This is a genomic window from Chryseobacterium viscerum, from assembly GCF_002899945.2.
Lineage (GTDB): Bacteria > Bacteroidota > Bacteroidia > Flavobacteriales > Weeksellaceae > Chryseobacterium > Chryseobacterium viscerum.
Map to the genome: position 1 here is coordinate 329,281 of NZ_PPEG02000001.1, position 14,178 is coordinate 343,458.

The 14,178-nt window shown below is 39.6% G+C and carries 8 protein-coding genes; all 8 read right to left on the reverse strand.

The features are described 5' to 3' along the window. Nucleotides 1-13 precede the first annotated feature (13 nt). The 8 genes from C1634_RS01535 to C1634_RS01570 all read right to left on the reverse strand — a co-directional run bounded on the left by C1634_RS01535 (nt 14) and on the right by C1634_RS01570 (nt 14,166). On the reverse strand, nt 14-2,296 hold the full coding sequence (locus C1634_RS01535) for a GH92 family glycosyl hydrolase (protein WP_103231108.1): 2,283 nt from the start codon (nt 2,294-2,296) through the stop codon (nt 14-16). 21 nt (nt 2,297-2,317) lie between these two features. Further along, the gene (locus tag C1634_RS01540) at nt 2,318-3,178 is read right to left on the reverse strand and encodes an ROK family protein (protein ID WP_103231109.1); all 861 of its coding nucleotides are present in this window, start codon (nt 3,176-3,178) and stop codon (nt 2,318-2,320) included. 132 nt (nt 3,179-3,310) lie between these two features. Beyond that, nucleotides 3,311-5,719 carry an endo-beta-N-acetylglucosaminidase H gene (locus C1634_RS01545; RefSeq protein ID WP_103231110.1) on the reverse strand — a complete coding sequence of 803 codons (2,409 nt, stop codon included), beginning with the start codon at nt 5,717-5,719 and terminating at the stop codon, nt 3,311-3,313. A gap of 57 nt (nt 5,720-5,776) precedes the next feature. Continuing rightward, a complete protein-coding gene (locus C1634_RS01550) occupies nt 5,777-7,930 on the reverse strand; it encodes an endo-beta-N-acetylglucosaminidase H (RefSeq protein ID WP_103231111.1) in 2,154 nt (717 codons plus the stop codon). A gap of 110 nt (nt 7,931-8,040) precedes the next feature. Next, nucleotides 8,041-9,468: a glycoside hydrolase family 125 protein gene (locus C1634_RS01555; protein ID WP_103231112.1), complete on the reverse strand. Its 1,428-nt coding sequence runs from the start codon at nt 9,466-9,468 to the stop codon at nt 8,041-8,043. Between the two features lie 32 nt (nt 9,469-9,500). Continuing rightward, on the reverse strand, nt 9,501-11,732 hold the full coding sequence (locus tag C1634_RS01560; RefSeq protein ID WP_109737809.1) for a GH92 family glycosyl hydrolase: 2,232 nt from the start codon (nt 11,730-11,732) through the stop codon (nt 9,501-9,503). A 130-nt stretch (nt 11,733-11,862) separates the two neighbouring features. Further along, nucleotides 11,863-12,834 (reverse strand): glycoside hydrolase family 130 protein, encoded by a 972-nt coding sequence (locus C1634_RS01565; RefSeq protein ID WP_103231114.1) that lies wholly within the window; start codon nt 12,832-12,834, stop codon nt 11,863-11,865. 33 nt (nt 12,835-12,867) lie between these two features. Continuing rightward, entirely contained in the window at nt 12,868-14,166 is a 1,299-nt protein-coding gene (locus C1634_RS01570; RefSeq protein WP_103231115.1) for an MFS transporter, read from the reverse strand. Nucleotides 14,167-14,178 lie beyond the last annotated feature (12 nt).

Sequence of the window (14,178 nt, forward strand, 5' to 3'; positions counted from 1 at the left end):
TTCTAAATTAAAATTATTTATTTGATTCTTCTTTTGACATTGAATATGGAAAATCTTTTTCCTGTGCCCCTCTTTCTTTATTAGGCTTGTTGTCCATTTTAAAGTCTAAAACAGCTCCTTTCATCAGTTCTTTATGGCTCAACCAGTTTTTGGAGTAAGGCTGCTGGTTTACGTTCAATGATTTTACGTATAGATTTTCGGCATTGTTTTCCGGAGCTTTTATTTCAATTTTCTTACCATTTTCAAGGTGAATGGTAGCTTCTTTAAATAAAGGTGCACCTAATACATACTGATCTGTTGCCGGCGTCACCGGATAAAATCCAAGGGCTGAGAAAATATACCATGCAGAAGTCTGCCCGTTATCTTCGTCTCCACAATATCCATCAGGAGTCGCGTGATACAGTTTATTCATCACCTGTCTTGCCCAATATTGAGTTTTGTAAGGTGATCCCGCATAGTTATACAGATAGATCATATGCTGAATAGGCTGATTTCCGTGAGCATACTGCCCCATATTCATGATCTGCATTTCTCTGATCTCGTGAATAACACCTCCATAATAGCTGTCATCAAAAACCGGTGGCAATGAGAATACCTCATCTAATTTGGCTTCAAATTTCTTCTTTCCTCCCATGAGTTCTGACAGACCATCAATATCCTGGAAAACAGACCATGTGTAATGCCAGCTGTTTCCTTCTGTAAACGCATCTCCCCATTTGAAAGGATTGAAAGGTTTCTGGAAATTACCGTCTTTATTTTTACCACGCATTAAGCCTGTTTCCTTGTCAAATACATTTTTGTAATTGTAGGCTCTTTTCTTGTAAATATCAATTTCAGAAGCGGGTTTTCCTAATGCTTTTCCTAACTGATAAATTGAAAAGTCATCATATGCATACTCTAATGTTCTTGCTGCATTTTCATTGATCTTCACATCGTAAGGCACATAGCCTAATGTATTGTAATATTCTACTCCCGCACGACCAACTGCTTCTATAGGGCCTGCATTATTCGCTCCGTGTTTTACGGCCTGCCAAAGAGCTTCCGTATCATATCCACGAAGTCCTTTGATATAAGCATCTGCCACTACGGATGCAGAATTATTTCCAATCATAATATCAGAATATCCAGGGCTGCTCCACTCTGGTAAGAATCCTCCTTCTTTGTAAGCATTCGCCAATCCTTCCTGCATTTCTACATTGATGCTTGGATACACTAGGTTCAGGAAAGGGTACAAAGCACGGAAGGTATCCCAGAAACCGGTTCCTGCAAACATTTTTCCATCTGCAATTTTACCGTTGTAAGGGCTCCAGTGTTTTATTTTGTTCTGGGCATCAATCTCATATAATTTTTGCGGGAAGAACAAAGTTCTGTATAAAGAGGAGTAAAAGGTTCTCATCTGCTGATCTGTTCCTCCTTTTACCTCTATTTTTCCTAATGTCTTGTTCCAGATGTTTTTAGCATCTGTTTTTACCTGTTCAAAATTTTTGGTTCCAATTTCTCTTTTAAGATTCAGTTCTGCTTGTTCAAAGCTGATGAATGAAGAGGCTACTTTTGCATACACCGTTTCTTTATTTTTAAGCTTAAAACCTACCACAGCACCTGTATGATCGCTGGTAATTTCTAACTGATCATTAACCAGTTTATCGTCTTTCCAGGTTTTTGTCAGTTCAAAATCTTTATCAAACTGAACGACGAAGTAGTTTTTAAAATTATCATATTTCCCGGTAGAATATTTTGTTGTATAGCCCAGGATTTTTCTTTCTTTCGGTAAAATTTTGATGTAAGAACCTTTGTTCAATGCATCCACAACGATGTAAGCACTGTCTGTTTTTGGAAAATCAAATTTAAAATAAGAGGCTCTTTCCGTAGGCGTAAATTCTGTAGTTACATTGATGTCTGCAAGGTATACACTGTAGAAATAAGGGGTGGTAACCTCAGCTTTATGGCTGAACCAGCTCGCTCTGTCGTCTTCTTTAAATTTTACTTTCCCCACCCCCGGCATGATGGCAAATGCGCCATAATCATTCATCCATGGAGAAGGCTGATGCGTCTGTTTAAATCCTTTTATTTTATCTGCATCGTAACTATACGCCCATCCATCACCCATCTTACCCGTCTGTGGGGTCCAGATATTCATTCCCCATGGAAGTCCGACTGCCGGATAGGTATTTCCGTTGGATAAGGAAGGTTTTGACTGCGTTCCCATCAAAGGATTCACATAATCTACGGGAGATATGTTCTGCCCAAAGGCCCAGGCCTGTAATAGCAGTAAGCAAGTAGAAAATATAAACTTCATTGTATCGTTTCGTTTGTTAATTTATATACGCTTTTTTAATGCATAGCTGGCAGCTCCAAGAATGGCTGCATCTTCAAATATGGCAGAAATTTTAACCTGCAAGTTAATATTATTCTTTGTTAAATTCTGAATAAATCTTTGCTCAAAGTGAGGATAGGCTTTCGCAATATTACCTCCTATAACTAAAACTTCCGGTTTGTAATGATTTACATATTTCACGATAAATTCTGAGAAAGAATCTGCATATTCATCAAATATTCTGGTCTGTATTTCAGTAGGTTTATCCAACAAATCTTTGGTCCCTGAAATTTCTTCTCCTGTCAAATCCTTGTAGCGGTTTACAAACCATCGTGTTGCCAGATAATCTTCACTGATAGAATCTTTAAAAGGAGAATCCCATAAATCTTCATCGGTAGCAAATTCTCCGTTGAAAAAGGTCGTTCCCAATCCTGTACCGAGAGTCACTCCAAAAGCACTGTCGAATCCCTGAGCACATCCTCCGAATACTTCTCCTTCCATAAAGGCCGCCGCATCATTTACAAAATGTATCTGCTCCTGAGAAACAGACAATCTTTTTGCCAGTTCTTCTTTGATATTCACCTGATAGATATCAATGAACTTTCCCTGCTGCATTAACGATATTCCTTTTTCATAATCGAAAGGTCCCGGCATTGCGATACCGATTAAAAGATCTTCTTTTACCAGATCATGAGCCACTTTATCAATGGCTGAAACCCATGCAGTGAAAATAACCTCTTTATTTTCAAAAGCATCTACATGTTCTCTTACATAGGTTGAAGAAATGATTTCACGTTTTTCCGGATCTACCTGAGCCAGCGTGATGTGTGACCCTCCAATATCGATTCCTACTATATTCTGCATTATTTTTTATTTTAAATTCAAGACATCCCTGTGACTGAAAAAACAGACAAACAGGAGTACATATCCTGTCTGTCTGTTTTGTATTTCAGACTTTATATTATTAATTCTGATAATGATCTTATTATCTGAATCTTACTTTACAATAATTTTACCTGTTGATATCACTTTACTGTTTTTGGATGTAATCTTGTAAATATAAGTACCACTGATTAAATCTTGTGTATTGACTGCGTTATTATTTTGATTAATGTTCTGTTTTTTGAACAGTTTTCCTGATGCATCATACAATGCCACTTCATTGGCAGAGTTGTCGCTGATGGCAAAATGAATATCATTTCCTCGTTTCACAGGATTCGGATAAACGGAGCTGCTCTCTTTTACGGATTCAACATCTTTCACCGCAAGAGAAGAAGCACAGGCAACATCTGTTCTCCAGTTGGTATCTGTCATGTTGACCAGGGTTGCAAAATGAGTGTTTGCCGTAGCATCTAATGCTCCTAAGCCACTTCCTTCATCCATTTTCCAGTTGGCTTCAAGACCCGTAGAGTTGGCAGGAACATTACAGCTGTTGCTCAATATTTCCTGTGGTGTCAATGCTTTTTTCCAAACTCTGAATTCATCCAGGAAGCCATTGATTGTACGGGAATTATCATAATTTCTTCCCAGATAAAGAATACCGTTTGCTGCAAAGTTACCTGTTACTGCAAAGCTTGCATCAAGGATGCCATTGACATAAATTTTCATCGCTGCACCATCATAAGTAGCTGCAATATGGTACCATGTATTGGTATTGAATGCTGTATTCGTATTCAATTTCACCTGAGATGACCCGAAACTCAAGATAAACTGAAGTTTGTTGTTCGCCAGGTTTCCATCTCCGAATCTCAGCATTGCGGAGTTGTTATCTCCTACTTCAATACCCATCACTGATGAGATGTAAGGGAAGCCTGTTTTGAAAGCATTTACTTTTACCCATCCTTCGAATGTCATCGCATTTCCGCTTAAGTTAAATTGTCCTGCGTTAAGATAGTGCGTGCTTCCGTTAAAAGAAAGAGATCTTGCACCCGGACTTGTAACTGGAGCAAAACCGCTGTTGAATGCCCCTTCTCCTGAATAGGTACTTGTAGTTCCTCCTGCACATGAAGCCTGTACTTTCCACACATAGCCTGTATTAGGCGTAAGGTTTTGCAATGAATAAGAGTTGGTTGTAATATTCGGAATTTCAGACCATGTCGTCGCTGCTGTCGTTTTATATTGCAGGGTATATGAAGTTGCATTTCCTGCATCCCATGATAACTGAGCAGTATTCCCAAGGAAACTTCCGGAAGTTAATCCTGATGGCGTAGTGCAGCCACTTCCGGAGTTAAACCTTGGTGCAAAAATATAAGTACTTGTTAATGTAGGAGAGCAGTTAGACTGTATTCTCCAATCATAGTCTGTATTCAGGGTAAGGTTGTTGATGACAATATTATTTCCTGAATAATTATTGGCTGCGTTCGTCCATACTGTTGAATTCGCAGGTTTGTAATCAATATTATAAGACTGGGAAGCGTTCGACGTCCAGTTTAGTTTCGCTGAAGTTCCTGTTACATTGGAAATATCCAGTCCCAATGGCGGATCACAGCTTTGTCCCTGAGACCATGAATATAATTGTCCGCTTAAGAGTGTATTTTCGTTGTAAAGAATATTGGAACCTGTACTCAGATAATTGGCAACATCGGTTCCCCCCAAATCATACCACATAAACACTCCATATTGATCATTTTTTGTGCTGGTTGCTAAACTAGCAAGTGTTGTAGCAGATGTAGATCCTGAATTAGAATTAAGAATCCAGGTTGCAGCAGCGGAAATTTTGCTTTTATCAAGAGGAGGAACCACAGGGGCGTTGTAGGTACTATACATGGCATTCCAGGTATAGTTGATATAATTTCCTGCTAAGTCTCCATTATACGTTTGTCTTGTCGTAGCCGGACCATAATAATAGAATGTAATCAGTTTATCTGGCATTGCTGCTTTCAATTCCTGTAAAAGCATGACAAAAGAGCTGTTATTAGGCTGCCCGGTTCCATTATTTCCGTATCCTGCATATTCATCATCCAGGTCTACTCCATCCAAACCATAGGTATAAACGGTATGAGCCACCTGCAGAGCAAAATCTTTTGCCGCTTCACGGTTTGGAAAATTAGAAATTCCGGCTCCCTGGTGATTTCCTAAAAGATCCAGCAATACTTTAATTCCTTTTTGCTGTAAAGGTTTTACATAGGTATTGACATCATTCAGGACTTTGGTAACGTTGTTATTATTTGAAATATAAGCACGGTTTTTGGAAACATCATAGTTGATATTCGCTGCAAAAATAATGGCAACATCAAAAAGCTGTCTGTTGGTGTTCTGTAATGTATAAGAACCTGCATTCAGCATATTGTTGTTGTTCACTTCCACATAGCAGACTCCCAAAGGGTTTAGCTGCTGTGCTTTAAGCAACGGAGCCGTCTGAAGCATCAGGGCCATAAGGGGAATAAAAAAGGATTTTTTTCTCATAGTATATCAATTTTGTAGTAGAAAAATCATTGGGCCGAAGCCCAATGACTGAGGTTATTATTTTACAATTAGTTTTTCGGATTGTTTTAGGCTTCCATCATGAGATTCAAACTGCACGATATAATTTCCTGCTGAAAGTTTGGTCAATTCATATTGATTATCTCCGGAATTCAGTGATTTTGTGTCTATAATTCTTCCATTAAAATCATAAACCGTTAATTTCCCTTTGCTGTATTCATCCGGAACAGAAACGGTCAATGATGAAGATTTGCTTGCCGGATTAGGGTATAATTTTATTTGATTTTTAATACTTACCTGTCCTCCGCCTATAGCTTTTTGACTTCCCCCGGTTCTTGCCGATGCTGAACTTCCTGTTGTACATGGTACATCTGTTCCCCAATTGGAAGCATCAACACCCGTTAACGTTAAAGTCACTCCGTTTCCTGAGGTATCCTGAACAGAAGAACCACTTCCTTCATTAAACTTCCAATAAGCAGTCAGCGAAGTAGCCGGAACGGATACATTACACATATTCTGACTGATTTCCGTCTGACTCAAAGCCCGTTTCCAAACTCTTACCTCATCTACTTTCCCATTGAAGTTTCTTGACGTGTTATATAAATATCCTACATTGAATGCGCCTGTTGAATTCACACTTCCGGTCTGCGCTTTAGTTGCATCCAGAGCTCCGTTGATGTACAATTTCATATTGGCTCCATCATAGGTAGCTGCTACATGATACCATGTATTGGCATTCAAGGCAGTTGCAGAAGCCAGTTTTTGCTGTACATTATTAATACTTACTACAAACTGTAATTTATTATTCGCCAGGCCGGCATCTCCCAATCGTAAGAATGCAGAATTGCTGTCGCTTACTTCTGTTCCCATGATAGAAGAAATATAAGGAGACGCTGATTTGAATGACGAAGGTTTGATCCATCCTTCAAAAGACAATGCAGATCCGCTCAGTGTAAGATTTCCGGCAGCTCCAGATTCACTGGTTCCATCCAGAGATAATGCGTAAGATCCTGTAGGTGTTGTTCCTGAAGTGCTTTTAAATCTTGGGGCAAACATATAGGCACTTTTCACGCTGCAATTGGTTCTGATTCTCCAGTCGTATTCGGTATTGGCTGTTAAGCCGGAAACTGTAACAGAAGTAGAACCCGTTGCTGACACGGCATTCGTCCATGTTGTTGAAGAAGCTGGTTTATAATCAATATCATAAGTATTGGTTCCTACTGCTGACCAGTTCAGTTTTGCACTTGTTCCTGTAAGATTGCTAGTGTATAATCCGATAGGAGCATCACAATTGGTCCCTTGTGTCCACGATTGTAGAGTTCCGCTTAAAACAGTCTGCTCTCCGTACAATGTCTGAGTTCCTGCAGAAAGTTGTGACGTTTCATTAGTTCCATGCAAATCATACCACATGAACACGCCATAGCCTCCATTTTTAGTCTGAGTAGCCAGACTGGTCGTTGTAGAATTGGAAGTATTTCCCATCCATACGGCTGCCGGAGAGATTTGTGCTTTGGTAAGAGGGGGAACATTTGGAGCAGAGAATGTTCCGTACATCGCATTCCAGCTGTAGTTAACATTATCTCCTACTCTGGCTCCGTTCCAGGAAAGTCTTGAAGCGGCATCTCCGTAATAATAGAATGAAATAATTTTATTCGGTAATAATGCTCTTAGCTCCTGAACAAGCATGACAAATGAGCTGTCATTAGGCTGTCCCGTTCCGTTCTTTCCATATTCTGAATATTCATCATCAAAATCAATTCCATCAAGACCATAGGTATTCACTGTATTGGCAAGCTGTAATGCAAAGTCTTTTGCGGCTTCACGGGTAGGAAAGTTACAGATTCCTGCTCCCTGGTGATTTCCCAAAATAGTCAGTACTACTTTCATTCCCTTTTGCTGAAGCGGCTTTATGTAGGTATCTGCATTGGTAAGAACCTTGGTAACGTTGTTATTGGAATACAGATACGCTCTTCCACGGCTGGTATCATAATTAATATTAGCCGCAAAAATATTCACCACACTGAACAGGTAGCTGTTCGATGTCTGCAGTTTGTACGCTCCTGCATTCAGGAGGTTGTTGTTGTTCACTTCCACATAGCATATTCCTGTAGGATTAAGCTGTTGTGCATTAATCAGAGAACCTGACTGAAGCATCACTGCCATCAGCGCGGTAAAGATGGATTTTTTTTTCATTGTATAATTTTTTTAAGGTGTTTTTGGTGTTTGATTTTGATATAGCATTCCCCTGATACTTTCTTTTTAGAGAAAGCACCTCAGATGAATAAACCATATAAAAGGGAGGGCTATGTCAGTAGCTCAGGGTTTTCGTTAAAGGTTTTCCATAACAATTCGCCAAATAAGGTATTCGACCATGCAAACCATTCTCTGGTGAATTTCTTGTCATTGTCTTTATGGAAGGATTCATGCATAAAGCCTGTCCCGCCGTGCGTTTTCTGTAAGGTATCTATGCTCCATTTGATCTCACTTTTGTCTTTTGTAGTGAGAGCCTTCATAATGATACTCATTGGCCAGATCATGTCCAGTCCGATATGTGGACCACCTATCCCCTCTGCCAGCTTACCTTTGAAGAAGAACGGGTTGTTTTCTGACCACACAAATTTTCTTGTATTCAAGTAAACAGGGTCATCTGCTTTCACCGCATCCAGATAAGGTAATCCCAGTAAACTAGGACAGTTTGCATCATCCATCAGGTTATAACTTCCAAAGCCATTTACTTCAAAAGCGTATATTTTTCCAAATTCAGGATGATTGTAAATTCCGTATTTTTTGATGGCTGCTTCTACCTCATCAGCAAGGCTGTTCAGTTGTTGAGCCAATGTTTTTTCATTTTTAATTTGTGAAACCATTTCTGCAGCCTGACGTAAGCTTACTACCGCAAATAAGTTGGAAGGGATCAGGAATCCATAGATGGTAGCATCATCACTTGGGCGGAACATAGAGCTGATCAATCCCACCGGTTTTGTCGGATAACCATATCCTCCCATAGGAACACCATCTGTAGCCCAGGCCGTTGTACGCTCAAATTTGTAAGGTCCAAGATCATGTTTTCTCTGCTGTTCTGTAAAAGTCTGCAGGGTAAGTTTAATCCCTTTCAACCAGTTGGCATCGAAAGGTTTTGTATCTCCTGTTGTTTTCCAGAAGTGGTATGCCAGACGGATAGGATAGCAAAGAGAGTCAATTTCCCATTTTCTTTCATGGGTTCCCGGTTTCATATCGGTATGATCGTATTCTTTCCATTTACTGATCTTCTGATCATCGTTGTAGAAAGCGTTAGCATATGGATCTTTTAGAATGAAAGTGGTCTGTTTATGGATCACTCCTGAGATCAGCTTATGCAGTTTTTCATCTTTTTTCGAGAACTGCAGATAAGGAAAAACCTGTGCGGAACTGTCACGAAGCCACATCGCATCAATATCCCCAGTGATCACATATGTATCCGGTGTTCCGCCGGTTTCTGTATAGTAAACAGTAGTATCTAATGTATTCGGGAAGCAGTTTTCAAAGAGCCAGCTTAGCTCTTTGTTTTTTACTTTCTTTTTAAACGCTGCAATAGCACTTTCTACGGATTCGCTGGTAAAATGTCTTTTATCTTTAGGAACACGGACAACAGGAAAATCGTCCAGCACTAAATTTTTAGCAAAAACATTCTGAGTAAACAGCAATCCGGCTCCTGCCAGTGCACTTGTTTTAATAAAATTTCTCCTTTCCATTGATACTTTTGTTTCGTTTATTTTTATGAGTCTTATTTTACCGGTTTGCTTCCCATTACGAATCTCAGCTCGCCACCGTTCATGATATCGCTGTGGTTCAGTTCCCAGCTTTTGTATTCTTTTCCGTTCAGGAACATTTTCTGTACGTAGATATTCTTATCGGATATTTTATCTGCGATCACCGTAAAGGTTTTTCCGTTTTCCAGTTGCAAAGAAGCTTTCGGGAATTGTGGAGCTCCGATGGCATAAACTGGTTTCCCCGGTGTCACAGGATAGAATCCTAATGAAGAGAAAATATACCATGCTGACATTTGCCCGCAGTCTTCGTTATTAACGATTCCGTCAGGTTTGGCTGCGTACATATTGTCGCGGATATATTTTACCATTTTTTGAGTCTTGTATGGGCTTCCTGCATAATTGTACAGGTAGGGAACATGATGTCCAGGTTCATCTCCAAATCCTAAAGATCCGATAAATCCTGAGATGTCTACGTGCTGTTCCCCTTCCATATGCAGAGCCTCTGTAAAGGTTTTATCCAGTTTTTCTTCAAATCCTTTTTTCCCACCGTATAGATTCATCATTTCGTCGATCTGATGTGGCACAAAGAAATCATAGGCCCAGATATTTCCTGAAACCCAGTGTGGCTGCAATTTCTTCCAGTCGTTAAGGGTGAAGTCTGCTAAGAATTTTCCGTCTTTCTGTCTTGGCCAGAAATGGTTATTTTCTTTGTTGAAGGTATTCAGGAAGTTCATAGAACGTTTTTTATATACTTCTGCTTCTTCTTTTTTTCCTAATTTTTCTGCAAGCTGCTGAATACACCAGTCATCATATGAATATTCCAGTGTTGCAGAAACTGAAGCTCCGTTTTCTGATGGGGTGTAGCCTAATTTGATATAATCATTAAGACCTCCGCCTCCATCGCTGCTGCTCATTTTATCTGTTAAAGAAGCATCCTTCATTGCAGCAAATGCTTTTTCTCCATCAATACCCGGAACTCCTTTGGAAATGGCATCCCAGATTACCGAAGCACTGTGATATCCAAGCATACAGAAATTATCATATCCACACAATTCCCAGATTGGCATGTGGTCTTTACGATCCGTATATCTGCTGATCAGAGAGTTGGCAAATTCTTTAGTATGTTTCTGATCCATTATGGTTAACAGCGGGTGAGTCGCTCTGAAACCGTCCCAGTAAGAATAAGTACTGTAGTTGGTGAACCATTTAGTATTCATGTTTTCCTGAGCGGCAACATAATCTCCATTGACGTCCATATAAAGGTTAGGCGCAATGAAAGTATGATAAACTCCTGTGTAGAAAATTTTTCTCTGACTGTCGGTTCCTCCTGTCACCTGGAATCTGCCGATCAGATCTCTCCATGTCTTTTGTGCTGTTTCTTTCGCTTTTGCAAAATCTATATTTTTTGCTTCCGTATCAAAATTTTCCTGTGCATTTTCTGTGCTCACCGGAGATAAAGATACTTTTACTTCAATACTTTCCTGGTCTTCTGTTGAGAATCTTACAAAGGCTTTTGCATCCTTAGCAAGAGCAATTTTTTCATCATTTTTAATTTTCCCGTCAGCATAAACGCCGTAAGACTTAAACGGTTTGGAAAACTCCATCACGAAGTAAGCAAACCGTTTACCTCCCCAGCCATTGCTGTAGCAGTACCCTTTGATTTTATTATTGCCTTCTACACTCACCAAAGTGTGGTAGATATTTCCGAAGATTTTATTAGTTGGGTCAATGATGATATTGGCCTCTTCACTTTTTGGGAAAGTATATTTATGAAATCCGACTCTTGGAGAAGTGGTAAGCTCTGCTTTGATTCCATAGCTGTCCAGCATTACGGAATAATATCCGGGAGACGCAACTTCTTTATCATGACTGAATTTTGAACGGTAACCTGTTTCAGGGGCTTCCTCTGATCCGGGAACCATTTTTACCTGTCCCACCGTAGGCATTACCAGAATATCTCCAAGATCTGCCCAACCTGTTCCGCTAAGGTGATTATGACTGAATCCCATAATCGTCTTACTGCTGTAATGATATCCGGAACACCAGTCCCAGTCACCACTTTTAGTATTCTGATCCGGACTCAGCTGTATCATCCCGAATGGCGTAGTTGCCCCCGGAAATGTATGCCCATGCCCTCCTGTGCCTATGAAAGGATCTACCCAGGATAGGACGTCATTTTTATTTTGCTGTGCATTGGCTACAGAAATCAGGGTTGTAAAAAGGCAGATAAGCAGTTCTTTTTTCATGATAAGAGAGGTATCGGAGATTTTTTTGTTTAAAAGTTGGTTTAAAAATAGGAAAACCATTATAAAATTCCCAGAAAACGGGAAAAAATTAAGATGGTTGACCTATTTTCCTAAACTTTATATTACTGTATTAAATTGAATTCTTTTTCATAAAATCAATAATTTCTGAGATATATCCAAAGGCAATAGCAACCACGGTATCAGCAGCACCGTAATATACTGTTACTTTATCTCCTTCCGTCAATGCTGCACAAGGGAAGACTACATTGGGTACATCTCCTGTCAGTTCATACGATTCGGCCGGAGCCAACAGATAAGGCTTCGTTCTGTACAATACTTTGGTAGGATCTTCAAGATCAAGCAAAGCTGCTCCCATTGAATATCTGAATCCTCTGCAGGTATTGATCACTCCATGATAGAAAAGCAGCCATCCTTCTTCTGTTTTGATAGGAACAGGCCCACCTCCAATCTTTGTACACTGCCACGCACTGTCTTCAAAAGGCGTTACTTTCATCACACAGCGGTGTTCTCCCCAATACTTCATATCAGGGCTGTAGCTGATATAAATATCTCCGAAAGGCGTATGTCCGTTATCACTCGGACGGCTCAACATGGCATATTTACCATTAATTTTTTCAGGGAACAAAACTCCGTTTCTGTTGAAGGGAAGAAAAGCATTTTCACACTGAAAAAATTCTTTAAAATCAAATGTATACCCAATTCCGATGGTAGGTCCATTGTATCCGTTGCACCAAGTGATCCAATAACGGTCTTCTATAAAAGTAACACGTGGATCATATTTGTAATCGGATTCAATCATATCGGTATTTCCTGCCTGCATTTCAATAGGGTCATGATTGATGTCCCAATTGATTCCATCTTTACTGAATCCAGCAAAAATATTCATCTGTACGGCTTTATTATCACAACGGAACACTCCGGCAAAACCATCTTCAAAAGGGATCACCGCACTGTTGAATATACTGTTGGATGTTGGTATCGCGTATCTGTTAATGATCGGGTTTTCGGAAAACCTCCACATGATATCATTGCAACCTTCCGGGCGATCCTGCCAAGGGATCATTACTGATTGAGCTGTCATAAAGTATTTTTTACTTTTTATTTTAAATTATTACTAACTGATTTGTTGTTCTTTTTGATTTTCTGAATAAGGGAAAGGGACGAATAAAGTCACCAAAAATGCCGGAATTGTAGCAACCAGGACCCAGATAAAGAACATCTTATATCCGATCCAGTCACTGATCATTCCACTGAACATTCCGGGAATCATCACTCCAAGGTTCATAATACCTGTGGCAAATGCGTAATGGGCCGTTTTGTGTTTTCCGGGAGCAATCTGCTGCATCATGTAGAGCATTAACCCTACAAAACCAAATCCATAGCCGAAATATTCTACGACCACGGCAATTCCTACCGGTAAAAGAGTATCTGGTTGATAGTGAGCCAACAATGCATAGACCACAAACGGAATATTGAATGCACAGCACAGCCATATCAAAGATTTTTTCAATCCACGGGCTGAGATAAAATATCCTGCCAGCACAGAGCCTAAGATAAATGCCGCAGAACCATACGTTCCATAGACAAGTCCTATATCCGATGTGGAAAGTCCTAATCCTCCAGAAGTTCTGGGCGCTTTAAAAAACAAGGGCGCTATTTTGATTGCGAATCCTTCTGCAAAACGATACAGAATAATGAAAAGTATAGACCATAGAATATTCTTTTTGGTAAAGAAAGAAGTAATAACTTCCAGTAGTTCTTTACGAATATTTCCTGCTGTTTTCTCTTTTTTCTGTTCTTCTTTGTTTTCTTTAGGCAGAATCAAATAATGATAAATACCCAATACAAAAAATAATAATGCATAGATGATCATGATAATCATCCAGGCATGGGTAACTCCTTTTGTTTTTTCTAAAAATCCCGCAAAGTAAACCAATGCTCCACTGCTGATAATCTTGGCCAGATTGTAAAAAGCACCTTGCCAGCCAATATATTTCGCCTGTTCTTTATTGGTAAGAAAACCAATATAAGTTCCGTCTGCTACTACATCATGCGTTGCCCCACAAAATGCAACGACTGCAAAAAGAGCAATACTGTATTTGAAAAAGTCATGCAAAGGCAGACTTAGTGCAATCAGAGCAAACAGAATTCCTATGGCAAACTGGGTAAAAACGACAAAGAATTTTTTGGTTTTATAGATTTCTAAAAAAGGACTCCAAAGAGGCTTCAATGTCCAGGAGAACAGGATAAGGGCTGTCCAGAATGTGATCTTCGAATCCGAAACTCCCATATCTTTATACATAATTCCTGAAACCGCATTAATGGTTACAAAGGGAACACCCATTGCAAAGTATAATGTGGAAATCCAGAGAATTGGCTGAATCCGACGGGTTCCGGAGTTGTTTTTTCCCATATTTGAAAATAA